Annotated in this window: 26 protein-coding genes; 16 read left to right on the plus strand and 10 right to left on the minus strand. The window is 52.7% G+C overall.

Annotation, left to right across the window (positions count from 1 at the left end):
* Nucleotides 1–57 precede the first annotated feature (57 nt).
* From metF to L6466_RS03120, 4 genes are read left to right on the plus strand one after another with little or no spacing between them, the layout of a single operon-like run.
* Nucleotides 58–1,017, plus strand: a complete 960-nt coding sequence (metF, locus tag L6466_RS03105; RefSeq protein WP_237802112.1) for a methylenetetrahydrofolate reductase [NAD(P)H] — start codon at nucleotides 58–60, stop codon at nucleotides 1,015–1,017.
* Between the two features lie 47 nt (nucleotides 1,018–1,064).
* Nucleotides 1,065–2,165: a DNA polymerase III subunit gene (locus L6466_RS03110; protein ID WP_237802111.1), complete on the plus strand. Its 1,101-nt coding sequence runs from the start codon at nucleotides 1,065–1,067 to the stop codon at nucleotides 2,163–2,165.
* Between the two features lie 5 nt (nucleotides 2,166–2,170).
* A complete protein-coding gene (locus L6466_RS03115) occupies nucleotides 2,171–3,391 on the plus strand; it encodes a PSP1 domain-containing protein (protein ID WP_237802110.1) in 1,221 nt (406 codons plus the stop codon).
* Complete coding sequence (locus tag L6466_RS03120; RefSeq protein WP_237802109.1) at nucleotides 3,369–3,845, plus strand: gliding motility lipoprotein GldH; 477 nt, start codon at nucleotides 3,369–3,371, stop codon at nucleotides 3,843–3,845. Before L6466_RS03115 ends, L6466_RS03120 begins: the two co-directional genes overlap by 23 nt.
* 8 nt (nucleotides 3,846–3,853) lie before the next feature.
* Here the strand turns inward: L6466_RS03120 and rodA are convergent, their stop codons facing one another.
* Genes rodA through L6466_RS03150 form a run of 6 tightly spaced genes read right to left on the minus strand, consistent with a single transcriptional unit; the run spans nucleotide 3,854 to nucleotide 10,208 of the window.
* Nucleotides 3,854–5,326, minus strand: a complete 1,473-nt coding sequence (gene rodA / locus L6466_RS03125) for a rod shape-determining protein RodA (protein ID WP_237802108.1) — start codon at nucleotides 5,324–5,326, stop codon at nucleotides 3,854–3,856.
* A complete protein-coding gene (mrdA, locus tag L6466_RS03130) occupies nucleotides 5,307–7,157 on the minus strand; it encodes a penicillin-binding protein 2 (protein ID WP_237802107.1) in 1,851 nt (616 codons plus the stop codon). The genes rodA and mrdA overlap by 20 nt, the downstream gene beginning before the upstream one ends.
* 6 nt (nucleotides 7,158–7,163) lie before the next feature.
* Nucleotides 7,164–7,667 (minus strand): rod shape-determining protein MreD, encoded by a 504-nt coding sequence (gene mreD / locus L6466_RS03135; protein ID WP_237802106.1) that lies wholly within the window; start codon nucleotides 7,665–7,667, stop codon nucleotides 7,164–7,166.
* Between the two features lie 22 nt (nucleotides 7,668–7,689).
* Nucleotides 7,690–8,550, minus strand: coding sequence for a rod shape-determining protein MreC (mreC, locus tag L6466_RS03140; protein ID WP_091818903.1), 861 nt, complete (start codon nucleotides 8,548–8,550; stop codon nucleotides 7,690–7,692).
* Nucleotide 8,551: 1 nt separating this feature from the next.
* On the minus strand, nucleotides 8,552–9,574 hold the full coding sequence (locus tag L6466_RS03145; RefSeq protein ID WP_091818902.1) for a rod shape-determining protein: 1,023 nt from the start codon (nucleotides 9,572–9,574) through the stop codon (nucleotides 8,552–8,554).
* Nucleotides 9,575–9,608: 34 nt separating this feature from the next.
* Nucleotides 9,609–10,208 carry an IMP cyclohydrolase gene (locus L6466_RS03150; protein ID WP_091818901.1) on the minus strand — a complete coding sequence of 200 codons (600 nt, stop codon included), beginning with the start codon at nucleotides 10,206–10,208 and terminating at the stop codon, nucleotides 9,609–9,611.
* Between the two features lie 220 nt (nucleotides 10,209–10,428).
* Between L6466_RS03150 and L6466_RS03155 the strand changes: the two genes are divergently transcribed.
* The 6 genes from L6466_RS03155 to folK are packed head-to-tail and all read left to right on the plus strand — an operon-like array spanning nucleotide 10,429 to nucleotide 14,731.
* The gene (locus L6466_RS03155; protein WP_091818900.1) at nucleotides 10,429–11,307 is read left to right on the plus strand and encodes a cell division protein FtsX; all 879 of its coding nucleotides are present in this window, start codon (nucleotides 10,429–10,431) and stop codon (nucleotides 11,305–11,307) included.
* A gap of 28 nt (nucleotides 11,308–11,335) precedes the next feature.
* Nucleotides 11,336–11,557 carry a DUF3098 domain-containing protein gene (locus tag L6466_RS03160; protein ID WP_091818899.1) on the plus strand — a complete coding sequence of 74 codons (222 nt, stop codon included), beginning with the start codon at nucleotides 11,336–11,338 and terminating at the stop codon, nucleotides 11,555–11,557.
* 6 nt (nucleotides 11,558–11,563) lie between these two features.
* On the plus strand, nucleotides 11,564–12,364 hold the full coding sequence (locus L6466_RS03165) for an undecaprenyl-diphosphate phosphatase (protein ID WP_091853780.1): 801 nt from the start codon (nucleotides 11,564–11,566) through the stop codon (nucleotides 12,362–12,364).
* On the plus strand, nucleotides 12,364–13,074 hold the full coding sequence (gene truB, locus L6466_RS03170) for a tRNA pseudouridine(55) synthase TruB (RefSeq protein ID WP_091818897.1): 711 nt from the start codon (nucleotides 12,364–12,366) through the stop codon (nucleotides 13,072–13,074). Before L6466_RS03165 ends, truB begins: the two co-directional genes overlap by 1 nt.
* 33 nt (nucleotides 13,075–13,107) lie before the next feature.
* Entirely contained in the window at nucleotides 13,108–14,250 is a 1,143-nt protein-coding gene (gene queA, locus L6466_RS03175; RefSeq protein WP_091818896.1) for a tRNA preQ1(34) S-adenosylmethionine ribosyltransferase-isomerase QueA, read from the plus strand.
* Between the two features lie 13 nt (nucleotides 14,251–14,263).
* Nucleotides 14,264–14,731, plus strand: coding sequence for a 2-amino-4-hydroxy-6-hydroxymethyldihydropteridine diphosphokinase (folK, locus tag L6466_RS03180; protein WP_237802105.1), 468 nt, complete (start codon nucleotides 14,264–14,266; stop codon nucleotides 14,729–14,731).
* 59 nt (nucleotides 14,732–14,790) lie between these two features.
* Here the strand turns inward: folK and rpsO are convergent, their stop codons facing one another.
* Nucleotides 14,791–15,060, minus strand: a complete 270-nt coding sequence (rpsO, locus tag L6466_RS03185; RefSeq protein ID WP_091818894.1) for a 30S ribosomal protein S15 — start codon at nucleotides 15,058–15,060, stop codon at nucleotides 14,791–14,793.
* A 169-nt stretch (nucleotides 15,061–15,229) separates the two neighbouring features.
* On the opposite strand from rpsO, the gene L6466_RS03190 reads away from it, so the two are divergent.
* Together L6466_RS03190 and L6466_RS03195 are read left to right on the plus strand one after the other, a co-directional pair.
* On the plus strand, nucleotides 15,230–15,994 hold the full coding sequence (locus L6466_RS03190) for a radical SAM protein (RefSeq protein ID WP_091818893.1): 765 nt from the start codon (nucleotides 15,230–15,232) through the stop codon (nucleotides 15,992–15,994).
* An 18-nt stretch (nucleotides 15,995–16,012) separates the two neighbouring features.
* Nucleotides 16,013–16,807, plus strand: a complete 795-nt coding sequence (locus tag L6466_RS03195; RefSeq protein ID WP_237802104.1) for a hypothetical protein — start codon at nucleotides 16,013–16,015, stop codon at nucleotides 16,805–16,807.
* Between the two features lie 78 nt (nucleotides 16,808–16,885).
* On the opposite strand, the gene L6466_RS03200 is transcribed toward L6466_RS03195, so the two are convergent.
* On the minus strand, nucleotides 16,886–18,898 hold the full coding sequence (locus tag L6466_RS03200; RefSeq protein ID WP_091818917.1) for an alpha-L-arabinofuranosidase C-terminal domain-containing protein: 2,013 nt from the start codon (nucleotides 18,896–18,898) through the stop codon (nucleotides 16,886–16,888).
* Nucleotides 18,899–19,032: 134 nt separating this feature from the next.
* Between L6466_RS03200 and L6466_RS03205 the strand changes: the two genes are divergently transcribed.
* From L6466_RS03205 to L6466_RS03220, 4 genes are all read left to right on the plus strand, one after another.
* A complete protein-coding gene (locus tag L6466_RS03205; protein ID WP_091818891.1) occupies nucleotides 19,033–19,389 on the plus strand; it encodes a response regulator in 357 nt (118 codons plus the stop codon).
* A gap of 86 nt (nucleotides 19,390–19,475) precedes the next feature.
* Nucleotides 19,476–21,806 (plus strand): TonB-dependent receptor, encoded by a 2,331-nt coding sequence (locus tag L6466_RS03210; protein ID WP_237802103.1) that lies wholly within the window; start codon nucleotides 19,476–19,478, stop codon nucleotides 21,804–21,806.
* Between the two features lie 162 nt (nucleotides 21,807–21,968).
* Nucleotides 21,969–23,213 (plus strand): L-fucose:H+ symporter permease, encoded by a 1,245-nt coding sequence (gene fucP / locus L6466_RS03215; RefSeq protein ID WP_091818889.1) that lies wholly within the window; start codon nucleotides 21,969–21,971, stop codon nucleotides 23,211–23,213.
* Between the two features lie 6 nt (nucleotides 23,214–23,219).
* Nucleotides 23,220–24,836 carry an alpha-L-fucosidase gene (locus L6466_RS03220; RefSeq protein ID WP_237802102.1) on the plus strand — a complete coding sequence of 539 codons (1,617 nt, stop codon included), beginning with the start codon at nucleotides 23,220–23,222 and terminating at the stop codon, nucleotides 24,834–24,836.
* Between the two features lie 17 nt (nucleotides 24,837–24,853).
* Here L6466_RS03220 and L6466_RS03225 read toward each other — a convergent pair whose 3' ends face one another.
* Entirely contained in the window at nucleotides 24,854–25,156 is a 303-nt protein-coding gene (locus L6466_RS03225; RefSeq protein ID WP_091853788.1) for a DUF4491 family protein, read from the minus strand.
* Between the two features lie 99 nt (nucleotides 25,157–25,255).
* Nucleotides 25,256–26,722: an NAD-dependent dihydropyrimidine dehydrogenase subunit PreA gene (preA, locus tag L6466_RS03230; protein WP_237802101.1), complete on the minus strand. Its 1,467-nt coding sequence runs from the start codon at nucleotides 26,720–26,722 to the stop codon at nucleotides 25,256–25,258.
* Nucleotides 26,723–26,857: the final 135 nt, after the last annotated feature.

The raw sequence follows: 26,857 nt of genomic DNA on the forward strand, positions 1-26,857 counted from the left end.
AATAATTCCTAAATCATGCTCGAAAAAAGAAAATTTTTAGTATCTTTGCACCCAATTATGGCCGTAGCAAACCTGATAACCAAGAATAGCGACGAGCATCAGTTCTCGTTTGAGGTGCTGCCCCCTCTGAAGGGGACGGGCACGGATAAGCTTTTTGCCGATATCGAAAAGCTTTGTAAGCTGAATCCTGCATTCATCAATATTACGACGCATCACAGCGAGTATGTGTACAAGGAACTGAGCGACGGGCGCTTTGAGCGTCAGCGCATGCGTCTGCGCCCTGGCACCATTGCCGTGGCAGCAGCCATTCAGCAGCGTTTCCAGGTTCCAGTACAGCCCCACGTGATTTGTAGTGGCGCGACGATAGAGGATATTGAGTATGAACTGCTGGACTTGCAGTTTCTGGGTATCACCGACCTGTTGCTGCTGCGTGGCGACAAGGCGAAGGAGGACCGTGTGTTCACGCCTACGCCGGGCGGTCATGCCCACACCACCGACCTGATCCGTCAGGTGCAGCGCTTCAACGAGGGATTCTTTGCCAATGGTGAGGCGATCAAGAACCCTGGGGCGAAGTTTGACATCGGTGTGGCCTGCTATCCCGAGAAGCACGAGGAGGCGCCCAACCTGGAGATGGATATGCAGTATCTGAAGGAGAAGCAGGACCTGGGTGCGCAGTATGCCGTGACGCAGTTGTTCTACGACAACGAGAAATACTTTGCCTTTGTGGACAAGGCGCGCCAGATGGGTATCACCATCCCCATTATTCCTGGTATCAAGCCGCTGGCAAAGCTGACACAGCTCAGTGTGGTGCCGCGCACCTTCCATTGCGACATTCCAGAGGCACTGGCTCGCGAGATCGTGAAATGCAAGACGGATGCCGACGCGCGCAAGTTGGGCGTGGAATGGACCGTGAAGCAGTGTCAGGAGCTATATGCCCATGGCGTCAACGATATCCATTTCTATACAGTGGGTGCCGTGGATAGCGTGGTGGAGATTGTGAAGGAGTTAAGGAGTTAAAGGAGTTAAGGAGATAAAGGAGTTAAAGGAGTTAAGACGATAGACTGGTGAAATTTAGTGAGGTTATAGGACAGGATGAGGTGAAGCAGCGCCTGGTGCAGATGGTCGAGGAAGGGCGTCTGCCGCATGCCATCATGCTTTGCGGACCTGAGGGTACGGGAAAGCTGGCACTGGCGGTGGCTTTTGCTTCGTATCTGCTGGGCGAGGATAATGCGATGGTGCAGAAACTGGAGCATCCCGACCTGCATTTCACATTTCCTACCATCAAGTTGCCCTCGATGAGTGCCGACCATAAGCCCGTGAGTGATGATTTCATCCACGAGTGGCACGACCTGCTGATGAAGGGCCCGTATTTCAAGGTTGAGGAATGGCTCAAGGCGATGAGGGCGGAAAACCAGCAGGCTATCATTACGGCCGGCGAGAGCGACGAGCTGGTGAGGAAGCTGAGTCTGAAGTCCAGTCAGGGCGGCTACAAGGTGAGCATCATCTGGTTGCCCGAGCGTATGAACATAGAATGTGCGAACAAGCTGCTGAAGCTCATAGAGGAACCGCCCTCGCAGACGGTGTTCCTGATGGTGTGTGAAGAGCCCGACAAGCTGTTGGAGACCATCCGCAGCAGGGTGCAGCGCATCGACGTGAAGAAACTGCCAGCTGAGACCATCCGACAGGCGCTGATAGAGCGCAGGGGTATTGACGAGAACGCGGCACAGCGCGTCAGCCGACTGGCCAACGGCTCGTGGCTGAAGGCGATGGAGGCGCTGAGCGTGGGCACGGATAATCAGGCTTTCTTCGACCTCTTCGTGATGCTGATGCGACTGGCCTACCAGCGTAAGGTACGCGAGTTGCGCAAATGGAGCGAGACGCTGGGCAACCTGGGCCGTGAGAAGCAGAAAGCCTTCATGCTGTACGTGCTGCGCATGCTTCGCGAGAACTTCATGTACAACTTCCGTCAGGAGGAACTGGTATACATGACGCAGGAAGAGGAGGACTTTGCCAGGAACTTTGCCCGTTTCATCAATGAGGCGAACATCCTGCCGCTCTACGACCTGACCAACGTGGCCATACGTGACATCGGCCAGAATGCCAACGGCAAGATAGTCTTCTTTGACTACGCCCTGAAAATGATTGTATTGTTGATTCAAAAATAAGATACATGGAAGAGAAACAAAGAACATACGAGATACGAACCGGTTGTGACCGTGGACTCTGCAGAGCTGCCGTGGGCCGACAGGACCGTCAGTTGAATACATACGACTGGCTGGCCGACGTGCCTGGCAACCTGGAGACGACCGACCTGGTGGAGGTGCAGTTCAAGCACACCCGCAAGGGCTACTACCACAATGTGAACAACCTGCCCCTGAAGAAGGGTGACATCGTGGCCGTGGAGGCCAGTCCGGGTCATGATATCGGCGTGGTGACGCTGACAGGCCGACTGGTGACGCTGCAGATCAAGAAGGCCAACCTGAAGAGTGCCGACGATATCAAGCGCATCTACCGACTGGCACGCCAGGTGGATATGGACAAGTATCACGAGGCGAAGGCACGCGAGCACGAGACGATGATCCAGAGCCGTGAGATTGCCAAGAAGCTGGGACTGGACATGAAGATTGGCGACGTGGAGTATCAGGGCGACGGTCAGAAGGCTATCTTCTACTATATCGCCGACGAGCGCGTGGACTTCCGCCAGTTGATCAAGGACCTGGCTGCTGCCTTCCACGTACGCATCGAGATGAAGCAGATCGGAGCGCGCCAGGAGGCTGGCCGCATCGGCGGAACGGGTCCCTGCGGACGTGAGTTGTGCTGCGCCACATGGATGAAGAACTTCGTCTCTGTGAGCACGGGTGCCGCCCGCTATCAGGATATCTCGCTGAACCCGCAGAAGCTGGCTGGTATGTGTGCCAAACTGAAATGCTGCCTGAACTACGAGGTGGATGACTACATGGAGGCTGGCAAGGTGCTGCCTAACCGTGAGGTGGTGCTGCAGACGCTCGACTCGGACTACTACTATTTCAAGGCTGATATCCTGGCAGGACTGGTGACGTACTCTACGGACAAGCGCATCGCCGCTAACCTGGAGACCATCACGGCACAGCGCGCCAAGGAGATTATCGAGATGAACAAGCGCGGACAGAAGCCTGCCGACCTGCAGCCCGATGAGGAGAAAATCAAGAAGCAGCAGGAGAATGCGCCTGTGGACCTGCTCGCTGGCGACGATATACACCGCTTCGACAAGGCCAAGAAGAAAAAGAAGAAAAAGAAGCCTCAGAGACCTAAGGGGGAACAGCCCAACGGCGGACAACCCAATGGTGGACAACCAAGAGGCGAACAGCACAGAGGCGAACACCAGAGAAATGAGAAACCTGCTCAGGAATAGTTTGCTGATACTGATGGCGGCCCAACTGGTACTGACCGGTTGCAGCCGCCAAACGGTTTACAGTCACTACGAGAACATCGGCACAGAGGGATGGGAACGTAGGGACAGTGTGGCGTATGTGGTGCCTGTGCGCAAGGGTGGCACGTTTGAAGAGGAGGTGGGGATTCGTTCTACGCGAATCTATCCCTATATGAACATCGCCCTGATCGTGTCGCAGGAGGCACAGCCGTCGGGCGCGCATCGTCAGGATACGGTCTATATGAACCTGACGGACGAGAAGGGACACGGCGAGGGCGAGGGCGTCAGTTACAGGCAGTTGACGGCGCCTGTATCGCGCATACAACTGCAGGATGGCGACACGCTGCGTGTGAGCATCCGTCATTATATGCACAGGGAAAACCTGCCCGGCATCAAGGATGTGGGGTTCAGTATGACAAGGGCCGACGAGGGGTAATCAGTTGATTACCTGTTGGCCGCGTTGCGCCCTGCATCGATACGCAGGAAGATAAAGAGCAGGAGGGTGAAGCCCCACAGCGACGAACCGCCATAGGAGAAGAAGGGCAGGGGGATGCCTATCACGGGGGTGAGACCTAATACCATACCTACATTGATGAAGACATGGAACAGGAAGATGGACAGGACGCAATAGCCATAGACGCGCCCGAAGGTGGTGGGCTGGCGTTCGGCCAGGTGGATCAGGCGTAGTATCAGGGTGAGGAACAGCAGCAGTACGCCGGCAGCGCCTACGAATCCTTCTTCCTCGCCAACGGTACAGAAGATGAAGTCGGTATCCTGTTCGGGCACGTACTTCAGCTTGGTCTGTGTGCCATTGAGGAAACCCTTGCCTTCCAGTCCGCCGGAGCCGATGGCAATCTCACTCTGGTGCACGTTGTAACCGGCACCTTTCAGGTCTTCTTCCAGTCCGAGGAGCACATTGATACGGGTGCGCTGGTGCTGCTCAAGGACATGATTGAGTGCGTAGTCGGCAAAATTGAAGAATAACAGTGAACCGGCTGAGAAGGCCAGTATCCATAAATAATTATGTACGCGCGTGCGAAGGCCGTGCCACAACAGGTAGCCCATCAGGAAAAGGGTGAGCGGGAGTTGCACCCAGAACAGGTTGAACGGCACCACAAAGAAGGAGAACAGGGTGCTCACCAGGGTGACGCCGATACAGATGCTGAGGCACAGGATGGTCTTGTCCCATCGCTGGCAGTACACGCCTATCATCACGGCAGAGAAGAGCTGTATCATCAGGAACACCACGTAATAGCCAATGGAGGTGGGGGTGTGCCACAGGGTGGGTTCGGCATAGCGGATGCCAATGACGAAATAGAGGACCATGGCCACGCCCGTGAAGAGGATACTGCCCGACATGCCTTCCCTGTAGAACATCAGGAAGAAGGCGAGATAGACCAGGGCGGAACCCGTCTCGCGCTGCATCACGATAAACAGCATGGGCGTCAGGATGATGGCAAGCGTCTTGATGAAGTCGCGCGGCCTGGTGATGTCGTAGCCGTAGGTGCCCATGAACTTGGCCAGGGCGAGGGCTGTGGCAAACTTGGCAAACTCAGCCGGTTGCAGGCGCAGCGGACCGAGCACGAGCCACGATCGGGAGCCCTTGATGCTATGGGGGTTGAAGATGGTGGCAAAGAGCAGTAGGAGCAGGATGGCGAAGATGACGTAGGCAAAGGTGTCGTAGAGGCGGTCGTCGAGCAGGAGCAGGACGGTGCCTAGCACGATAGAGGTGCCGATCCACACAATCTGCATGCCGGAACGGGCAGAGAGTGAGAGCAGTTCTGTGTCGCTGCCATAGTCGTAGCTGGCACCGCAGACACTGAGCCATCCCAGTGACAAGAGGGCCACGTAGATGACAATCGTCCACCAGTCAACGGAACGTATGACGCTGTATTTTCTATCTGTCGGCTGTACCATAGTTAATTCGTTTATCCTGTATTTCCTGAGCTTTGGCCTTTGAAGCCTCTGAGAGTTCGCCGTGGAGGTACTTCTCCATGATCAGTCCGCCGATGGGCACACCATAGGTGGCACCCCATCCGCCGTTCTCCACATACACGGCAACGGCAATCTTGGGGTCGTCCATGGGCGCGAAACCCATGAAGACGGAGTGGTCGTGACCACGGTTCTGGGCGGTACCGGTCTTACCGCAGGCCATGAAGTCGTATTTCGCCAGTTCATGGCAGGTACCTCCCAGTGCAGCAGAGCGCATGCCTTGCACCACGGCTTCGTAGGCCTGTCTGCTGGCCATCGTATAGCGACGGTTGGTATAGAGCGTATCCAGTTTGTTGTCCTCAATCTTCTTGACCACATGGGGTGTGATGAAATAGCCGCGGTTGGCAATCGTCGCACCAAGGTTGGCTATCTGCAGGGGCGTGGCGTTGACCTCACCCTGTCCGATGGAGATGGAGATGACGGTGAGACCGTTCCACGAACCTTTATAGGCCTTGTCGTAGAACATGGCGTTGGGGATGAGGCCGCGACGCTCGCCTGGCAGGTCGATGCCAAGTCGGTAGCCGAAGCCCATAGACACCATGTAGTCGCGCCATTTGTCCATCGCTACCTGTACGGTGGGGTATTTCTGGCGGTTACCCATCATGTGGTAGAGTCCCCAGCAGAAATAGCCGTTGCACGAGGTGGACAAGGCCGGAACGAGGGGTAGGGGGGAACCGTGGCCGTGACAACCTACGCGCAGACCTTTATACACAAAGCCATGATAGCAGGGATAGGCTGTATGTGGGGTGATGATGCCTTCCGACAAGAAGGTCAGGGCCTGGGTGGTCTTGAAGGTGGAGCCAGGGGGATACTGTCCCATAATGGAACGGTTGAGCAGGGGCTTCCAGGAATTCCTGCTCAGTTCGATGTGACTCTTGGAACGCTGGCGTCCTACCATCATACGGGGATCATAGGTGGGGGAACTGACCATGCAGAGCACTTCACCCGTCTTGGGCTCGATGGCTACAATAGAGCCGATCTTGCCTTCCAGCAATCGTTCGCCCAGGGCCTGGAGGTCTATGTCGATACCCAGGGTCAGGTTCTTGCCCGGCACAGGGGGACGGTCCAGTTCGCCGTCCTTATAGCTGCCCTGGATACGTCCGTGGGCATCGCGCAACAGAATCTGCACGCCTTTCTCGCCGCGCAGGTATTTCTCGTAATAGCGCTCCACACCCAGTTTGCCGATATAGTCGCCCGACTGGTAGTAGTCGTCTTCCTCAATATCTGACGGTGACACCTCTGCCACGTCGCCCAGCACATGGGCAGCATAGGGATATTCGTACTGGCGGATGCTGCGCTTCTGGACATAGAAGCCAGGGAAGCGGTACATCTTCTCCTGCAGCACACTGAAGTCGTGGTCGGAGAGCTGACTCCTGAACATCTGTTCGGTGAAGCGTGAATAGCCGGGGTTCTTCGAACGGTCCTTGATGGCCTCCATGCGTTCGTCGAACTCTTCACGGGTGATACCCAGGGCCTCACAGAACTCAAGGGTGTCAAGGTGGTTCCTGGCCTCATTCATCACCACCATGATATCATACGAGGGCTGGTTGTAGACCAGCAACTTGCCGTTGCGGTCCTTGATGACGCCTCGCGAGGGGTAGGCTATCTTCTTCAGAAAGGCATTGGAGTCGGCGTTCTTCTTGTAGTCGTCGCTCATCAGCTGAAGGGTAAACAGACGGATGATATAGACGATGACAATGAAGGTTGCCACGCCAGCTATCACAAACCGTCTATACTCCAGTCCGTAATTCTTCACGTCTGCTTACTTACTTTTTCTGAAACACTCGAGTGTGAAAATGAAAATAACGGTGAGGATGGTACTGCCTGCCACACATTGCAGCCAGTAGAGCCAGTCGAAGAAACTGAACGACTCAAGGGCAAAGAATACGATGCAGAACAGCAGGGTGAGGATGCTGGAGAAATGGGCAAACTTACCTACGCTCATCGTTTCTGCGGATACCTTCAGGTGGTCGTCGGCATCACGCGGCAGAAACAGTTCCAGCAACATGGGTTGCAAGGCGCCTATCAGCGTCATGGATGCTGAGGCTACGCCAGGGGTGTTGGAAAAGGTGTCGATGATGAGGCCGAGGGTGAAACACCACAGCAGGATAGCCCAACGGGGATAATTGCGGGGAAACATGATGGCGAAATAGACATACAGCAAGGGAGTGGCACAGTTGAACACATGGATGCGGTTGAGCACCATGACCTGTACCAGGCAGAATACTACCATCATGACTATACGCTGTATCATGTCCGTCATCATACTTCTGAAATGCTAGTTTTTTCTATTGTCTACTCTTCATGGAATCCACGGCGGCCTCGTGCAGCTGCATGCGCTCGGCAAAGCCTTGTTCGGTAATGACGCATACGTCGCGCAGGCAGGAGAAATCGGTCGACAGATTCAGCTTCAGACGATAGGACAGTCCGTCGTCGGAGTCCTTGATATCCACAATCTTACCTACAGAGATGCCTGCGGGGAAGATGTTGGAATAGCCACTGGTCTCAATCCAGTCGCCCTTCTTGAACTGTGCATGGCGGGGGATATCCTCCACATAGGCCACCACAGGACTGCCGCCGTCCCACGTCAGGTAACCGAAATAGCCACGGTTGCGGATGGTCACACTGATATGTGAGAGGTGATTTAATACGGGGATGACTACGGAATAGTGCTCACTGGTGAGGTAAACCACACCAACAAGGCCGTTGCCGCAAGCCACGCCCATATCTGTCTTCACACCATCGGCACTGCCTTTGTCAATGGTGATGAGGTTGTCTTTCTTATGAATGGAATTGTTCACCACCTTGGCGGGTATCAGTGAATACTTGCTGAGGTGTGCCGTCTCGTGCTTCTGGAACCAGGAAGAGTCGGCTGTAGCCTTTGCCAGACTCCTGCGCAACTGCAGCACTTCTTCCTCCAGGAAGAGGTTGCGCTGGGTCAGTTGCTCACTGCTCTTGGAGAGGGAGAAGAAATGCTCGATGCCCGACTGCCATTCGTAGACCTTGCCGACCACTGCGTTGGCTGACGAAGTCCATGCGCTACCCTGATAACTGTTGTATTTAAACAGCATCACACCACTGACCACTTCCAGTAAAAGGAAGATAAGCCAGTGGTAGTATTTGCTAAGGAATGCCAGTAGGTTGTGCATCCTATCTCATCAAGAATGAGAAACGGTCAACGTTCTTCAGTGCGATACCGGCACCCTTTGCTACTGAATGCAAAGGATCCTCGGGCACGTGGAACTCAATGTTAATCTTGTCCTCCAGACGCTTGTCCAGACCACGCAGCAGGGCACCGCCACCGCTGAGGTAGATACCGTTCTTCACGATATCGGCATACAGCTCAGGGGGTGTGTTCTCCAGGGCAGAGAGCACGGCGTTCTCAATCTTGGCAATCGTCTTGTCAAGACAGTGGGCTATCTCCTGATAGCACACGGGAACCTCCATAGGAAGGGCGGTGATACGGTTAGGACCGTGGACAATATAGTCCTCAGGACCTTCATCGCCCAGGTCGGTCAGCGCAGAACCTACGTTAATCTTGATACGCTCGGCCATACGCTCAGATACCTTCACGTTGTGCTGGCGTGACATATACTCCTGGATGTCGGCTGTCAGGTCGTCGCCTGCAGTACGAATGGAATTGTTGGATACGATACCGCCAAGGGAGATGACGGCAATCTCGGTAGAACCACCACCGATATCCACAATCATATTACCCTCGGGGGCCTCTACGTCGATGCCGATACCGATGGCTGCTGCCATAGGCTCGAAAATCAGATAGACGTCACGTCCGTCGGCATGCTCAGCAGAGTCGCGCACAGCACGCAGCTCCACTTCAGTAGAACCGCTGGGCACGCCAATCACCATACGCAGGGAGGGTGAGAAGAAATGATGACCTGTGTGCACCATCTTGATCAGGCCGCGCATCATCTGCTCGCAGGCAGAGAAGTCGGCAATCACACCGTCGCGAAGGGGACGGATGGTGCGGATATTGTCATGTGTCTTTTCATACATCATCTTGGCCATCTGTCCTACGGCAATCATCTTGTCCGTACGGCGGTCGAGTGCCACCACAGATGGTTCATCTACCACGATCTTGTCATCACTGATTATAATCGTGTTGGCCGTGCCAAGGTCCATGGCCAGTTCTTGTCTAAAACTAAAAAATCCCATTCTGAAAATTTAAGATTACGAAATGTGTCTCTTCTTATTTGTTGGCTGTAAACCAACCGTGAATGGCTGTGTCGTAGTGACTGCTCACGCCGAATGCACGGGCTGCAAACATCTTGCGGTCCTCGATGTCAGTCTGAGCGCCTTTCTTGTTCAGGATATCGAGCAATACACTGTATTCAGCCTTAGAGGGTACGATGACGACGTCCTTGAAGTTCTTGGCTCCGGCACGGATCAGTGAGATACCGCCAATATCAATCTTCTCAATGATGTCGGCCTCGCTGGCACCGCTTGCTACGGTCTGCTCAAAAGGATACAGGTCAACGATAACAAGGTCGATCTCAGGAATCTCGTACTTCGCCATCTGCTCACGGTCGCCCTCATTGTCGCGGCGTCCCAGGATACCTCCGAATACCTTTGGGTGCAGGGTCTTTACACGGCCGCCCAGGATAGAGGGGTAAGTGGTCACGTCTTCCACCTTCTGACAGGGATAGCCCTGCTCCTCGATAAACTTCTGGGTACCACCAGTAGACAAGAACTTAACGCCTTCAGCGTTCAACTTCTTCAATAACTCATCCAATCCATCTTTGTGGAATACGGAAATCAATGCAGTCTTAATCTTTTTAACTTCAGCCATACCTATTTCTATATAACGTTATATGTTTTGGGCTGCAAAGGTACAAAAGTTTTGTGAATTAATGGTGATGAAAAGCCAATTATTTTTTGATATATCGCAAAATGCTATCTCATATCAAAAGATGAATGCAAATAATTCTTAAAACGTTTTGCTGTTATACCATTTTATAGTACCTTTGCAGAATTATTTTACGAATTTGCCTTCATAGGCTCTTATTTAAATGAGAAAAAGCAGGAATCTGGAGAAACGTCGGCACGGGCTGCAGATGGTGACCTTGTGTATCAGTACCACGATGGTGCTGACACTTTTGGGTTTGGTCATGCTTTCTGTACTGACAGCTCACAACTTACAGAAGAACTTACGGGAGAACGTGGAGATCAGCGTCATCCTTGGTGATACGATAGCCAAGGAGGATGGTGTTGCCTTGGGAAAGATAATTCAAAAGAAGCCCTATGCGCATCAGGTGACTTTCATCAGCAGTGAGGAGGCCCTGAAGATGGCTAAGGAAGAGATGGGTATCGATCCTACGGAGTTTACGGGCAGCAATCCTTTCTCACCTGAACTCACGGTGACCATGGAGGCCGAGTATGCCAATACGGACTCGCTGTCTGTGATTGTGAAGAGACTGCTGAAGGACAGACGCGTGGTGGATGTGGCCTATACCAAGGATGAGATTGACGGTATGAACCGTATCCTGGAACCTGTCAGTATTGCATTGCTGGGATTGTCGGTACTACTTATATTTATATGTTATACGCTGATAAGCAACTCTATCCAGTTGAGCATCTACTCTCGCCGTTTCCTGATTCACACCATGAAACTGGTGGGAGCGTCTTGGGGATTCATACGCAGACCTTTCTTGAAACAGGCTGTTGTGGTGGGTGTTATCTCGGCTTTGCTGACCTGTTCGCTCCTGGGAGGTATCATCTATATGCTGATGCCTTTCATGCCTCATGTGGAGGAGATTATGACGTGGCGTGAACTGGCAATCACTGCTGCTGCAGTCTTTGTGTTCGGCTTCGTCATCACCGTATTCTGCACGCTGTTGTCTGTGAATAAGTTCCTGCGCATGACGGCTGGAGAACTGTATAAGATTTAGAGTTAAGAGTTAAGAATTATATATATAAATGGATAAGAAAGATTTTGCATTCGGACGAATGAATTTCATCCTGTTGGCCATTAGCATGGTTATCGTTGTCATCGGATTCATCCTGATGGCTGGTGACGGTTCTACTGATCAGGCATATAACCCCGATATTTTCAGCGCACGCCGTATCAAGGTGGCTCCGCTGGTGTGTCTGTTTGGTTTCGTTTCAATGATTTATGCCGTGGTGCACAAAAGTAAGTAATCGGATATGGATTGGTTGCAAGCATTGATTCTGGGTATCATCCAGGGTTTGACAGAATATCTGCCTGTGAGCAGCAGTGGCCATCTGGAGATTGGCAATGCGCTGCTGGGTGTTGAGATTGAAGAGAACCTGACGTTTGACGTGATGCTTCACGTAGCTACCGTACTGTCTACACTGGTGGTATTGTGGAGTGAGATCGACTGGATTATGCGTGGTCTCTTCAAATTCCAGATGAACGCAGAGACGAAGTATGTGCTGAATATCGTGGTATCTATGATTCCTGTAGGTATTGTGGGCGTCTTGTTCAAGGACCAGATTGAGGAGTTGTTCACTGGTAATCTGTTGCTGGTGGGCTGTTGTCTGCTGGTGACGGCAGCGCTACTCACGTTCACATATTTCGCAAAACCTCGTCAGAAGGATCATCTCTCATGGCTTGATGCCCTGATTATCGGTATCGCACAGGCCATCGCCGTACTGCCTGGTGTGTCGCGTTCAGGCAGCACCATCGCTACAGGTCTGCTGCTCGGTAATAAGAAGGAAAAGCTGGCGCAGTTCTCTTTCCTGATGGTGATTCCGCCTATCCTGGGTCAGGCCCTGCTCTCTGTGATGAAGTTTGCAAAGGGCGAGGAGGCTTTTGGCGGTGTTGGCGCATTGCCCATGGCTATCGGCTTTGTGGCAGCATTCCTCAGTGGTTGCCTGGCTTGTAAGTGGATGATTAATATCGTGAAGAAAGGTAAGTTGGTTTACTTCGGCATCTACTGTGCCATCGTAGGCTTGGTTGCTATCACCTATAGTCTGGTTGGCTAATGGATTTCCACGGAGGCGAATTTATCTATATCAATAAGCCCTATCGGATGTCGTCATTCGGCGCGCTGGCTTATGTTCGTACCCGCCTGTCGAGGGCGTTGCATGTGAAGCGACTGAAGACTGGCCATGCCGGTACGCTCGACCCGTTGGCTACAGGTGTGCTGATTCTCTGTACGGGAAAGGCCACGAAGCGTATTGAGTCGCTGCAACTGGCTTCCAAGGAGTATACGGCAACGCTGCAACTGGGAGCTACGACGCCAAGCTACGACCGTGAGCATACGGTGAACATGACCTACTCCACGCGCCATATCACTCGCGAACTGATAGAAAGTGTGCTGCCACAGTTTGTTGGCGATATCCAGCAGGTGCCTCCTATCTATTCGGCTGTGATGGTCGACGGACATCGTGCCTACACACTGGCACGTCAGGGCAGTGAGGCGGAACTGAAGGCAAAGACGATTCATATCGATGAGATAGAACTGACTGATTTCAACCCTGAGACGATGCAGATGAGCATCCGTGTGGCTTGTGGAAAGGGTACCTATATCCGCTCCCTGGCCCGTGATATCGGCGAGGCACTGGGAAGTGGTGCCTTCCTGACAGCTCTCTGTCGTACTCGTCTGGGCGATGTGCGCATAGAGGACTGTCTGACACTGGATGAATTCCCTGCATGGCTGGAAGACAAAATACCATCTTTAAAGACACAGTAACATATTAACAAATAAAAAGTTATTGTATAATATATGAAACTATCACAATTCAAATTCAAACTACCTGAGGAGTTGGTGGCTCTTTACCCGCCTCACCGTGCTTTTGAGAATGAGGACGGTACTGTTGATCGCGTGTACAACCGCGACCAGTGTAAACTGATGGTGGTGCACCGTAAGAGCGGGAAGATTGAAATCTTCAAGAAGGATGCTGATGGCAACGATACTGAGGAGTTCATGACATTCCGCAACCTGCTTGATTACTTCGATGAAGGAGACACTTTTATATTTAATGATACAAAGGTTTTCCCTGCTCGTCTCTATGGTACTAAGGAGAAGACTGATGCTCAGATTGAGGTATTCCTGCTGCGCGAGCTCAATGAGGAGCTGCGTCTGTGGGACGTGCTGGTAGAGCCCGCACGCAAGATCCGTATCGGCAATAAGCTGTTCTTCGACGGCGAGGGTCCCATGGTGGCTGAGGTCATTGATAATACAACCAGTCGTGGACGTACGCTGCGTTTCCTCTATGACTGTCCTCACGATGAGTTCAAGCGCGAACTGTTCTCCCTGGGTGAGGCTCCTCTGCCTCGCTATATCGTAGACCGTCGTAAGGCTGAACCAGATGATATGGAACAGTTCCAGACGATCTTCGCAAAGAACGAGGGTGCTGTGACGGCACCTGCCACAGGTCTTCATTTCAGTCGTGAGCTGATGAAGATGATGGAGATTCGCGGATATCAGTTTGCCTACCTCACCGTTCACTGCAGTCTTGGTTCGTTTGATCCTATTGAGGTGGAAGACCTGACCAAGCATAAGATGAACTCCGAACAGGTTGAGATTTCTCCAGAGACCTGCGAGATTGTGAATCGTGCTAAGACGGAGGGTCATCATATCTGTGCCGTTGGTGTCAGCACGATGCGTGCTACGGAGTCGTCTGTAGGTACGGATGGCATGCTGAAGGAGTTTAGCGGATGGACGAATAAGTTTATCTTCCCTCCATATGACTTTGGTCTGGCTGACTCTGTGATTACCAACTTCTATCATCCTGAGTCTACAATGATGATGGCTACTGCCGCTTTCGCTGGCTATGAGCTGACCATTGAGGCCTACAAGATTGCCATCAAGAACGGCTTTAAGTTCGGTTGCTATGGCGATGCCATGTTGGTAGTGGACGATTGATTATAATTGAGAATTGATAATTGAGAATTTGCATCAGGTGTATCTGGGACTTGGTTCCAATTTGGGAAACAAGGAGGAAAACCTGCGCAAAGCCATTTCGATGATAAATGAGCAGATTGGCACCGTGGTGCGCCAGTCTGCTTTTTTCTATTCCGAACCATGGGGGTATGAGTCAGATAACCAGTTCGTCAATGCTGTGATTCTTGTGGAGACATCCCTTTCACCCTATGATGTCCTGACTGCCAATCAGCGTATCGAACATCTGTTGGGCAAGACGCAGGCACATGCCACGGAGCGCCACTCAGACCTCAGCCTTCAGTCTTCAGACCTCAGACCTCCCATCTACCACGATCGTCCCATTGACATCGATATCCTGCTCTATGACGATCTCCATATGGATGAGCCAGGGTTGAAAATCCCTCATCCATTGATGGAGGAACGGGATTTTGTGATGATTCCGCTCAACGAGATAAGAAAATAAAAAAATGCCCCGCCAATCTGATGACTGGCGGGGCTTGTTTTTCTCCTTGTGAGGTGGGATTACTTACGCAGACCCAGAGCCTTCACAATAGCACGATAACGATTGATATCGTTGACGTAGAGGTACTTCAGGAGCTTACGACGACGACCTACCATCTTGGTCAGTGAACGAGCGGTAACAAAATCCTTGTGATTCTGCTTCAGGTGCTCAGTCAGGTGCTTGATACGATAGGTGAACAGTGCAATCTGGCTCTCAGCGCTACCAGTATCGGTATTGCCCTTGCCAAACTCGTTGAAGATCTCTTCTTTCTTTGCGTGATCGAGATACATAATTGTAATTTGATGATTAATAAGTTGTTGCCATAACATTCTTCCCACGCTCAGCGCCTTAATCACAACGAATCGCGTCGTCGAATGCATCGGATTTTCCGAAAAGCGGGTGCAAAGGTACGGAATTTATTTGGAACTTACAAATATTTTGCGTACTTTTGCATCAATTATGTCAACAATCATCTATCCTTCGCCCATTTTCGGGCCTGTTCATAGTCGTCGACTCGGCATCTCGCTGGGTATCAATCTCTTGCCTGCCGATGGCAAAGTGTGCTCGTTTGACTGCATCTATTGTGAATGTGGTTTCAACGCTGATCATCGTCCCACCAAACCAATGCCTCGTCGTCAGGAGGTGGCCGAGGCACTCGAGGCTAAACTGAAGGATATGCTGGCCAACGGACCTGCGCCAGATGTGCTGACTTTCGCAGGCAATGGTGAACCAACGGTCAATCCTGAGTTTCCTGAGATTATCGATGATACGCTGCGTCTGCGCGACAAGTATTTCCCCAATGCCAAGGTCTCTGTGCTCAGTAACTCGACGATGATTCACCGTCAGGCTGTCCATGATGCCCTGATGCGTGTGGACAATAACATCCTGAAACTGGATACCGTCGACCCTATATATATTAATAAGGTGGACCGTCCTTGTGGCCACTATGATGTCAACCAGGTGATAGAGGACCTGAAGCGCTTCAATGGTCATGTGATTATCCAGACCATGTTTATGAAGGGCGACCATAGTGACAATACGGGTGAGGCGTATGTAGGTCCCTGGCTGGAGGCCGTCAGGCAGATAGCACCCAGTCAGGTGATGATCTATACAATAGACCGCGAGACGCCCGACCGTCTGCTTCAGAAAGCTACTCATGAGGAGCTGGATGCCATTCGCGACCGTGTGATAGCCATGGGTATTCCCTGTACTGCCAGTTACTAACGCTCAAAACAGGGTATCGTGCACAGATTCATCGCCATCATTTTCGCCTGTCTCTCTCTCTTGTCACTGGGATGCGGGAATCATCAGCAGCAGGACGATATTCTGGTGCCTGGTGATACATTGGCGATTAGTCTGAGTGAATACTTTGATGGGCATGGTACGCCCAACGAACAGATGTTGGGCCATTATATCCTGGCGCGGACCTATGCCGAGATGGGGGAGGTGAGTCAGGCTCTTGATGAGTTCCAGAAGGCTGAGGCTTGTGCTGATACGACGGCAACGGACTGCGACCGTCATCTGCTTGCAAGGGTACACAGTCAGGCCCTTCTGCTCCAGGAAGAGAAAACAGAGTCGGCAGGTGGTCTCATCTGGATTGTAGGCGGACTGGTCTTTCTGGTACTCCTGGGTGTCGCTGGTTTCCTGTTGAAGCAGAAGAAGAAACCCCAGCAACAGAATTCGCAGGAGAACGGAATACAGGAGAACAGAATCTACGAGTCGGATGTCTACCTTCGTTTCAGGGACTTGAGCAAACATCCCCTGCAAAGTATTTCGAGGGACGACTGGAACGCGCTTGAAATGGCGGTCGACGAGTACCTGCCTGATTTCAGGAAGAAGGTTGACCCCAACCACAACATGAAAGATACCGATTATCGTATCTGCATGCTCATCCGTCTGCGTTTCGCCCTCTCTGAGGTTGCCGCCTTCATGGATATCACGCCCCAGAACCTGTATTCGCGACGCAAGCAATTGCTGAAGAGCGTGTTTAATATCGTGGGAAAACCGGATGAGTTTGACGCCCTGATACAAGAATAGGTTTTCCAGACAGACAGAAAAAACCTCCAGTCCTGTGATGCCAGGGCTGGAGGCTTTTTATTGATTGCTTGTCAGCGGTTACTTCTTGATTTTGTAGATGCGGAACGACATGGCTGGCAACTCATCGTTGAGTACTGCCTGCTTCTTGTCGGCTGTGCAACCGATGCTGCCCGTCTTTGGCGTAATCTTCTCTGGCTGATCCAGCGTGTTCTCGTCGTCCATCGAACCACTCCAGCTCAGTGTCAGGGTCTCGGCGGTGCGACTGCCCTTGATACCCTGCAGGTTCAATGTGACAGGCTGAGCCTGCTTAGAGGTGTTCACAACCTTGACGATAATCTCGCCTGTGGTCTTGTCGAAGACACTTGATGCAAACAGACCGTCCTGTCCTTCCTGACCGGCAACGGGCTTCTTGTCCATGGTGAGCGGGAGCACATTGGTACCCTTGTTCATGGCAAACATCTGCTGCACATAGTAGCTGACGGACTTGAAAGAGCGCAGGTTGTCGTACCAGATAGCATCCGGACGCCACTGCCATCCCTCCACATGTGCGAAGAGGGGAGCGTAGGTAGCCATGTGCACCAGGTCGGCATTACGCTCGATACCAGTCATATGTGCTGCCTCGTAGAGTGAGGTCTCGTAGTGGTTCCATTTCTTGCCGCGTCCATGACAGGCATACTCACCGGCAAACACACGCGGACCCTTGCGGTCGTATGAGTCGTAGCGCAAGCCGTGGCTCAGGAACCATTTCTCGTCACGATAATAGTGCTCGTCGTAAAGGTCCACCTTCAGTTCCTTCATGCGAGGCTGCAACAGGTCGAAGTCCCAGCCCTCACTGTTAGGACCAGTGGTGCCGATGAGCTTCAGGTTGGGATACTTGGCACGCAGGGCGTCGCTGAACTTCTTCAGGCGTTCGGTGAATACAGGACCATAGCCGCCGTGCTTCTCGTCGTAGTCCCACTGCTCGTTGCCCACGCCCAGGAATTTCAGGTTGAAAGGAGCGGGATGTCCCATGTCGGCACGCACCTTACCCCACTTGGTGTTCACGTCGCCATTGGCAAACTCCACCAGGTCGAGTGCATCCTGGATATACTCGTCAAGCTGGTCTACAGGTACGTGTACGCCTGGCTTCGTGGGGTCTGGGTTCTGGAACTGACAGCTCAGGCCGCATGAGATGACGGGCAGGGGCTCACAACCGAAATCCTCACAGAGCTGGAAGAACTCGAAGAAGCCCAGTCCGTAGCTCTGGTAGTAGTTGGGGAAGTAGCGTCCTGTAAAGGTGTAGTGCCAGCGGTTCTCGTTCAGGGGACGGTTCTCTACAGGTCCCACGGTGTTCTTCCACTGATAGCGTGTCTCCAGGTCTGTACCTTCCACGATACAGCCGCCAGGGAAGCGGAACACACCAGGATGCATGTCGTTCAGTGCCTGTGCCAGGTCCTGACGCATGCCGTTCTCACGACCTTTCCAGGTCTTGACGGGGAACAGTGACACGTGTTCTACGTCGGTCGTTGCCTTACTGTCGCCCCACACACGCAGATGTGCCTTGGCAAAGGTACGCTTGGGCTTGATGACAGCCGTGTATTTCTTCCATTCCTTGCCACTGACGTCCACGCTGGCGTTGCCCAGTTTCTGGTCGTCGCCCATCGTGGCGTTGTCCACCAGGTCGATCCACAGTTTGGCACTGCCGCCATCGGGCACGCGGGCCCATACAGAGAAGCGGTACTCCTCGCCACCTTTCACGCCGATGCCGAAGAAACCCTGGTTCTCAATCATCGTGTGCTTGTCCCTGTGGCTTGCAGGAGCCATACGTACATAGTGGGGGTTGCGCTCAAAGGGACCATCGTCCTTCAGCGATACGTTTCCTGAGATGTCCCAGCCGGCAAAGTTGTTGGGAAACTCAAACGAGCGGTTCATAATCAGTTCCGCATAGAGACCGCCGTCAGCAGCATAGTTGATATCCTCAAAGAAGATACCATACATGGTTGACTGTACTGGTGCTCCCAGTTTTTTTGCATTCACGTCCATCACGTGCTGAGCCTCGCCAGCGAGTGATGCTGATAAGGCGAATGCGAGAGATAAGAGTTTCAGATTCATGTTGTTAGTTATAATATAATTGGTGATTGTCAATTCTTATCGTGCAAAATTAGTTAAAAGTTATGAAAGATGCAAATAATGTCAGGGAAAATGATTACTTTTGTAACAAATTAACTAACTAAACATGTTTGGGTATGAAGAAAATCCTAGTAGCAGAAGACAATGACAGTAACTTCATCTTGATGACCTACATCCTGAAGCGTGACTACGAATTCCAGCGTGCCGTCAACGGACGCGAGGCTGTAGACATGGCGCTGGCTGGTGGTTTCGACATGGTGTTGATGGATATCAAGATGCCCGTAATGGACGGACTGGAGGCTACCAAGTTGATTAAGGAGAAGATGCCAGACCTGCCTGTGGTGGCTCTGACGGCCAATGCTTTCGACAGCGACCGTATGCTGGCGCTTGAGGTAGGCTGTGATGAGTTCCTGACCAAGCCCATCAGTAGTGCCAAGTGCCTGGAGACCATTGCAAAGTTTATTGGCAAATAAATAAAAATCCATATAAATAGGGATTGCATGGATGCAAAGATCGCCGTACCTTTGCATCTAGTTTTTTTATGGTATATTTTTTAAGGATGAAAAAGATTGTTATAACAAGCCTCTGTCTGTTGTCGGCCACCATGGTGGTTGCTGATAATGTGAAGGAGGCTTCTTTTGAGAGTGTCAACGATACCAGTCGTGTGATCGACCTCGACGAGGTGGTTGTAGTGGCCCAGCCCAAGGAGGGCCTGTTCCTTCGTCAGCAGCCCATGAGCAGCAGTGCCTTCGGCATGCAGGACATGCAGACGCTCCAGGTGAAGAGCCTGGGCCAGTTGTCCGACTATGTCCCTTCGTTCGTCATGCCCCAGTATGGCAGTCGCCTGACCTCCTCTATGTATATAAGAGGTATCGGCTCACGTCTGAACAACTCGGCCGTAGGTATCTATTACGACCATATCCCCCTGATGTCGAAGTCGTCCTTCAACACCCATTTCTACCAGCTCGACCGAGTTGACGTGCTGCGTGGTCCTCAGGGCACCCTCTATGGTGGCAATAGCGAGGGCGGCATCGTACGTATCTATTCCAAGAACCCCATGAACTATCAGGGCACGGACGTGAACCTGGGTCTGGGTATGGGCCTCGGACAGGGCCGCAAGGCCGAGGTGGCCCACTATCACCGTCCCTGCGATAAGTTCGCCTTTATGGTGGCAGGCTTCTATAATAGTGAGGACGGTTTCTTCCACAACACCAATCTGAACGAGAGCAACGACAAGATTGATGAGGCTGGAGCCAAGGTGCGCCTGATGTGGAAACCCAGTTCAAGACTCACTTTCGACCTGACCAGCGACTATCAGTTCACCATCCAGAACGGTTTTCCCTATGGTGCCTACGATGCTGACAAGGACGAGACGGCCGACCCCTCTACCACTTTCATGAATACCTATCGTCGTCAGATGGTGAATACAGGACTGACCGTTTCCTACGACCTCAACGGCTATCTGCTGACGTCAACAACCAGTCACCAGTACCTCTGGGACCGCATGAAGATGGACCAGGACTATGTGCCAACGGACTATCTGAGCCTGCAGCAGACACAGAAGATGAATGCCGTGACCGAGGAGATCGTGTTCCGTTCAAAGAACGCCAGTCGCTGGCAGCACGCCACGGGTGTCTTCGGCAGTTACCAGTGGCTCCATATCGATGCCCCTGTAGGCTTTGGCCAGGGCATGACCGACATGCTCAACGCCATGATGCAGCGCGTACTGCCCGCTACGCATCAGATGACCTTCGATAATTTCCGCGTGCCTGGCGATTTCCGTACCCCTCAGATGAATGCAGCCGTGTTCCATGAGTCCAACCTGCATCTCTCTGACCGTCTGATGGCTACCCTGGGCCTGCGCTTTGAGCATCATCAGATCAAGAACGATTACCTGACCAGCGCCCTGGCTGATATCACCATGACCATGACGATTCCCGGTCGTCCGGCACCTATGGTGATGAATATCCCATACGAGTCAACGTTCGAGTCGTCCCTGAAGAAGACCTCCAACCAGCTCCTGCCTAAGTTCGGCCTGACCTGCCGCCTCTGCGAGGATGGTTCCAATGTCTATGCCGTGGTGAGCAAGGGCTATCTGGCAGGTGGCTATAACTTCCAGGGCTTCAGCGATATCTTCCAGATGGAGATGCGCTCGCTGGGTGCCAACTTCCCCCGCGACGGCAAGGTGCAGCATACGGCCGACGACCAGGCTCAGAAGGACCAGCAGATCAGCTATGATGCAGAGACCACCTGGAACTACGAGGCTGGCGCTCACCTGAATCTCTTTGACCATAAGGTGAAGGCCGACGTGGCACTCTTCTATACCCAGATCCGCAACCAGCAAATCTCACGTATGAGTGCCGACTATGGCTTCGGTCGTATCATCGACAATGCCGGCAAGAGCTATAGCTGCGGTGTGGAGACGGCCCTTCGCGGACAGGCTTTCGACAACCACCTGATGTGGGGTGCCACCTACAGCTTCACCCATGCCAAGTTCAAGGAGTATGACGACTATGACAATGCGCACAACCTCATCAGCTACAAGGACATGTACGTGCCTTTCATCCCTCTGCATCAGTTCAGCGTGAACGGCGACTACCGTTTCGATGTAGAGGATGATATCCTGAGCAGCATCACCCTGGGCTTCAATGTCAAGGGACAGGGTAAGACCTACTGGGAGGCCAATAATGACATGTACCAGAAGTTCTATGCCACACTGGGCGCCCACCTGATGTTCCGTCTGAACCAGGTAGAGGTGGATTTCTGGGGCCGCAACCTGACCAACACAAACTATCATACATTCCTCGTGAACAGCCAGATGACCAATCAGAGCTTTGCCCATCAGGGCAATCCCCTGCATGCTGGCGTAGATTTGCGTATGCATTTCTAAAGAAGGTTCACGTTTCCTTTCCGACACGCTCCTTGATGCATCCCGCATTGAGGGGCGTTTTTCATTTTGTGCTATAAAAAGTTCTTTTTGTCTTATTCGTTTTGGCAGATTTTTATTACCTTTGTGCCCACAAAATTTCATAAACCTAAAGCTTGAGATAGAATGAAACATAACAAAGTGGCCCTGGGCCTGATTTTCTGCCTGTTCTTTTTATGGGCAATCAGCAGTAACCTGCTTCCTACGATGATTCGTCAGTTGATGAAGACATGCGAACTCAACACCTTTGAGGCCTCGTTTACCGAGAGTGCCTACTGGCTGGCCTATTTTGTTTGTCCTATCCCTATCGCCATGTTCATGCGCCGGTATAGCTACAGGGTGGGTATCATCACGGGTCTGCTCATCGCCGCCATGGGTGGTCTGCTGTTCTTCCCTGCAGCCATGGTAAAGAGCTACGGCGTCTATCTGTGCATCTTCTTTATCATTGCCACGGGTATGTGTTTCCTCGAGACGGCAGCCAATCCCTATGTCACCGTGCTGGGTGATGCCCATACGGCACCCCGCAGACTGAATCTGGCGCAGTCGTTCAACGGACTGGGCGCTTTCATCTCGGCCATGTTCCTCAGCAAACTGGTGCTCAGTGGCAACGACTTTACGCGCGACACCCTGCCTGCCGATTATCTGGGCGGATGGGACGCCTATATCCAGACGGAGACCGACTCCATGAAACTGCCTTACCTCCTGCTGGCATCGGCCCTGATTCTCGTGGCCCTGATCCTGGTGTGGGTGAAGTTGCCCAAGGTTGGCGATGAAGAACAGGAAGCCAAGGGCAAGCTCATCGATTTCTCTGCCCTGAGGAAACCGCATCTGTGCTGGGGCGTCATAGCCCAGTTCTTCTATAATGGCGGTCAGACGGCGGTCAACAGTCTTTTCCTGGTCTATTGCTGTACGTATGCCGGCATCGACGAGGATACAGCCACCACCTTCTTTGGCCTCTATATGCTGGCCTTCCTCGTAGGCCGATGGATAGGCACCCTGCTGATGGGACGCTTCAAGCCCGAGCATATGCTGACCGTCTATGCCCTGGCCAATGTGGTGCTCTGCGTGGTCATCATGGTGTTTGGCGGCTATGTGGGTCTCTATGCGATGCTGGCCGTGTCCTTCTTTATGTCCATCATCTATCCTACGCAGTTCTCCCTGGCCATCGACGGACTGGGCGAGCAGACCAAGTCGGGTTCTGCCTTCCTGGTGATGGCTATCGTGGGCAATGCCTGCGTACCTCAGTTCACGGCATTTATCATGCACCATAACGCACAGGTCTACCAGATAGCCTACATCGTGCCCCTTGTCTGCTTCGTGGCATGTGCCGTCTATGGAATGATGTATCGGAAACTAAATCCAACAGAATAATATAGAATGAAGATTTTTTCAGTAACAATGCTCTTGGGCTGTTGCGCGATGACGATGACGGCTCAGGAAACTTACCGGATTCCCGTCAGCGAAGTGCACGAACAGATGCAGACGGGACAGTTTGAACCTACGTGGCAGTCGCTCGAGCAGCACCAGACAGCAGAGTGGTTCCGTGATGCGAAGTTCGGCATCTGGGCCCATTGGGGTGCCCAGTGTGTAGAGGGTAGCGGCGACTGGATGGCCCGCGGTCTCTATTTGGAGGGCGGCGACCAGTACAAATACCACCGTGAGCATTATGGCCACCCCTCTGAGTTTGGCTATAAGGATGTGCTCCCCCTATTCAAGGCCGAGCGCTGGAATCCAGACAGTCTCGTGGCGCGCTATAAGCGCTGTGGCGCCCAGTATTTCTTTGTGCTGGGCAATCATCACGACAATTACGACCTGTGGGATTCCAAATATCAGCCCTGGAACTCTAAGAATATCGGTCCTAAGCGTGATATCCTGGACGAATGGGCCAAGGCTGCCAAGAAGCAGGGACTACCCTTGGGTATCTCGTTCCATGCCGACCATGCGTGGACCTGGTTCGAGCCCTCAAGGCGCTATGACCTTGAAGGCGACAAGGCGGGTGTGTGGTACGACGGTAACCTGACAAAGGCCGACGGCAAGGGCAAATGGTGGGAAGGACTGGACCCCCAGATGCTCTATCAGCAGCAACACCCCATGAGTCAAGGCTCGTGGGACAACCGACGTGTCCACTCCCAATGGGATTGGAGCCACGGTGCCTGTCCGCCGTCACAGGAGTTTGTCACCAACTTCTATGACCGTACCCTCGATGCCATCAACCGCTATCAGCCTGACCTCATCTATTTCGATGTCACCGTGCTGCCGTTCTATCCCCTGAGCGACTGTGGCCTGAAGATTGCAGCCCACCTCTATAACAAGAATCCGCGCGGCGTGGTCTTTGGCAAGATTCTAAACGAGGACCAAAAGAAAGCGCTGACGTGGGATGTGGAGCGTGGCGCTCCCAATCAGATGATTGAGCAGCCTTGGCAGACGTGCAACTGTATTGGCGACTGGCATTACAACACACGTACCTATCGTCGCGGCTATCGCACAGCGACGAATATTGTAAAGCAACTCGTGGATATCGTATCAAAGAATGGTAACCTGCTGCTGAATATCCCCCTGCGTGGCGATGGCACCTATGATGAGAAGGCGGCTGCCTTCCTGGATGAGTTGGAACCCTGGATGACGCAGAACGGCGAGAGCATCTTCGGTACCCGTCCGTGGGTGAAGTTTGGTGAGGGTCCTGTGGCCGAGAAGGACATCAAGATCAGCGACCAGGGCTTCAACGAGGCGCAGTATAACGGGATGGACTATCGCGACATTCGCTTCAACCAGACACGGAAATATCTTTACGTCACAGCGATGGGCTGGCCTGAGGATGGCAAACTGCTTATCAAGTCGCTGGCTAAGAAGGGACCCCATTTCAAGAAGCCCATCAGCAGTGTCTATCTGCTGGGCTATGGTAAGCTGAAGGCGCGCCAGACGGCTGCAGGCCTTGAGGTACAACTACCCAAGCCTTGCAACAAGATTGCGCCGGTGTTGAGGATTAACAAGTAAAACTGTAAAAGAGTGACTCAGGCTTGCCTGTAGTCACTCTTTCTCTTTGGATTCATGGGAAACCATCCCCTCTCTACGCGCTTCTTCTGCTCAAAGAGTTCGCCGATAGCCCAGAGGGACGAGGCGCCGAAGACGCCAAGGAATGACGACAGATAGACGTTGTCCGTGAACAGGGCGCCTGCACAGCAGCATATGCCTACTATCAGGTAGAGAACCCAGGGACGGGTGCCCCAGTAGTATTCTGTCTTGATCACGATGGGATGCCAGATGCCGATGGTGAGGAATGTCATCACGGCGATGGTTATGCCTGTAAAATACATAAAATTGCTAACTTTGTAAATTTCTTGCAAAGTTAGCAATTTTATTTCATTTACGTGTTATCTTTCTCCGTTTTTATGCGTTGAAGACGCTGATTTGCCTTATTTCTTCGGCACGCGTTTCGTCAGTCCGATGGCCCCCGCCGGACAAACTAGTCGGCAGAGGTGGCAACCCACGCATTTCGCACCGTTGAGTCGTGGCTGGCGCGTCTCGTGGTCAAACGTGATAGCCTGGTGTCCGCCGTCGTTGCATGATATCTCGCAGCGCCCGCAGCCTACGCACAGGTCCTTGTTGAACTTCGGATAGATGATGGTGTCGCGGTTCAGGGTGTCGGGCTTCATAAACAGTGGCAGCGACTCGCCCACCAGGGCGTCGAGTGATGTCAGGCCCCGCTTGGCCAGATAGCGCTGCATGCCCAGCGTCAGGTCGTCGATGATGCGGTAGCCATACTGCATCACGGCCGTACATACCTGCACGTTGTGGCAGCCCAACTGGATAAACTCCAGGGCGTCTCTCCATGTCTCGATGCCGCCAATGCCGCTCAACTGTGTCTTCCTGGGCATCTGGGCCAGTTCCAGAATATGGCGCAGGGCGATGGGACGCACGGCACGTCCTGAGTAGCCCGATATGGTGCGCTGTCCTGCCACCTCGGCATCCACGTCCATCGTCACCGACTTGATGGTGTTGATAGCCGATATGGCATCGGCACCCGCCTCGATGCACGCCATCGCCGGTTCCTCGATATGGGTGATGTTGGGCGTCATCTTCGGAATCACGGGTATCTTCACACTCCGCTTCACGCAGGCCGTATACGTGTTCACCAGTTCGGCACTCTGACCTACGTCGCTGCCCATGCCCTTGTGCTTCATCTGCGGACACGAGAAGTTCAGTTCCACGGCATCGCATCCGGTCTCCTCGGCCATCCTGGCCAGGGTCTGCCACTGCTGCTCCGTCTGTCCCATGATGCTGGCCACCACCACCTTTGTGGGGAAGTCGTGCTTCAGTCGGCGCAGGATGTCGAAGTCCATCTCCACGGGGTTCTCGCTCAACTGCTCCATATTGCGGAAGCCGTAGAAATCGCCGTGGGTGGCGTTGGTGTGCATCGCGTCAAACCGTGGCGACACCTCTTTGATCTCCTGCATGCAGATGGTCTTGTAGAACACGCCTGCCCATCCGGCCCTGAAGGCACTGGCCACCATCTCGTAGTTGGTGCATACGGCCGATGAGGCCAGGAAAAACGGGTTCTCGCACTTGATGCCACAGAAGCTGATGGCGAGCGACGGATAGTGGCTGTTGTCCACGTCGTCAGGATTGATGGCCCTGATTATCTCCTTGATGCGGATAGGCCAGTTGTAGTGGATACAGGCCTCCTCGGCACGTTCCAGGTCTTCGTCGCTGCAATCCTTTACCCAGAGCAGGGCCGGCTTGTGGTTATCAAAACGTATGGCGCGGATGGCACGTGCGGGGTCGCCAGTCTTACAGGCCTTGGTGCAGGGCGCATCCTGGCACAGCAGACAGCGGTTGGCTTCTTCATAGATATTCACTTTTCTGTTGGTTGGTAGTTTCATAGGCTTAAAATCTGATTTAGTTGTACATGCTGCAAAGATATGAAATTGGTTTTGTTTTTCCAAATATTTTACAGAAAATCTTCTCTTTAAGTTAATTAATTTTAAATTCTATCACTTTATGACCTTTCAGCGATA

This window comes from Prevotella communis (assembly GCF_022024175.1).
GTDB classification, from domain to species: domain Bacteria; phylum Bacteroidota; class Bacteroidia; order Bacteroidales; family Bacteroidaceae; genus Prevotella; species Prevotella communis.

Coding starts and splice junctions, on each gene's coding strand:
- L6466_RS03165 (WP_091853780.1), top strand. CDS start 11,564: ATGGATTGGTTGCAAGCATTGATTCTGGGTATCATCCAGGGTTTGACA.
- L6466_RS03225 (WP_091853788.1), bottom strand. CDS start 25,156: ATGTATTTTACAGGCATAACCATCGCCGTGATGACATTCCTCACCATC.
- L6466_RS03205 (WP_091818891.1), top strand. CDS start 19,033: ATGAAGAAAATCCTAGTAGCAGAAGACAATGACAGTAACTTCATCTTG.
- L6466_RS03210 (WP_237802103.1), top strand. CDS start 19,476: ATGAAAAAGATTGTTATAACAAGCCTCTGTCTGTTGTCGGCCACCATG.
- truB (WP_091818897.1), top strand. CDS start 12,364: ATGGATTTCCACGGAGGCGAATTTATCTATATCAATAAGCCCTATCGG.
- L6466_RS03220 (WP_237802102.1), top strand. CDS start 23,220: ATGAAGATTTTTTCAGTAACAATGCTCTTGGGCTGTTGCGCGATGACG.
- fucP (WP_091818889.1), top strand. CDS start 21,969: ATGAAACATAACAAAGTGGCCCTGGGCCTGATTTTCTGCCTGTTCTTT.
- L6466_RS03150 (WP_091818901.1), bottom strand. CDS start 10,208: ATGGCTGAAGTTAAAAAGATTAAGACTGCATTGATTTCCGTATTCCAC.
- L6466_RS03200 (WP_091818917.1), bottom strand. CDS start 18,898: ATGAATCTGAAACTCTTATCTCTCGCATTCGCCTTATCAGCATCACTC.
- L6466_RS03120 (WP_237802109.1), top strand. CDS start 3,369: ATGAGAAACCTGCTCAGGAATAGTTTGCTGATACTGATGGCGGCCCAA.
- rpsO (WP_091818894.1), bottom strand. CDS start 15,060: ATGTATCTCGATCACGCAAAGAAAGAAGAGATCTTCAACGAGTTTGGC.
- L6466_RS03160 (WP_091818899.1), top strand. CDS start 11,336: ATGGATAAGAAAGATTTTGCATTCGGACGAATGAATTTCATCCTGTTG.
- L6466_RS03115 (WP_237802110.1), top strand. CDS start 2,171: ATGGAAGAGAAACAAAGAACATACGAGATACGAACCGGTTGTGACCGT.
- L6466_RS03145 (WP_091818902.1), bottom strand. CDS start 9,574: ATGGGATTTTTTAGTTTTAGACAAGAACTGGCCATGGACCTTGGCACG.
- L6466_RS03155 (WP_091818900.1), top strand. CDS start 10,429: ATGAGAAAAAGCAGGAATCTGGAGAAACGTCGGCACGGGCTGCAGATG.
- L6466_RS03190 (WP_091818893.1), top strand. CDS start 15,230: ATGTCAACAATCATCTATCCTTCGCCCATTTTCGGGCCTGTTCATAGT.
- rodA (WP_237802108.1), bottom strand. CDS start 5,326: ATGGTACAGCCGACAGATAGAAAATACAGCGTCATACGTTCCGTTGAC.
- mreD (WP_237802106.1), bottom strand. CDS start 7,667: ATGATGACGGACATGATACAGCGTATAGTCATGATGGTAGTATTCTGC.
- metF (WP_237802112.1), top strand. CDS start 58: ATGGCCGTAGCAAACCTGATAACCAAGAATAGCGACGAGCATCAGTTC.
- mreC (WP_091818903.1), bottom strand. CDS start 8,550: ATGCACAACCTACTGGCATTCCTTAGCAAATACTACCACTGGCTTATC.
- queA (WP_091818896.1), top strand. CDS start 13,108: ATGAAACTATCACAATTCAAATTCAAACTACCTGAGGAGTTGGTGGCT.
- preA (WP_237802101.1), bottom strand. CDS start 26,722: ATGAAACTACCAACCAACAGAAAAGTGAATATCTATGAAGAAGCCAAC.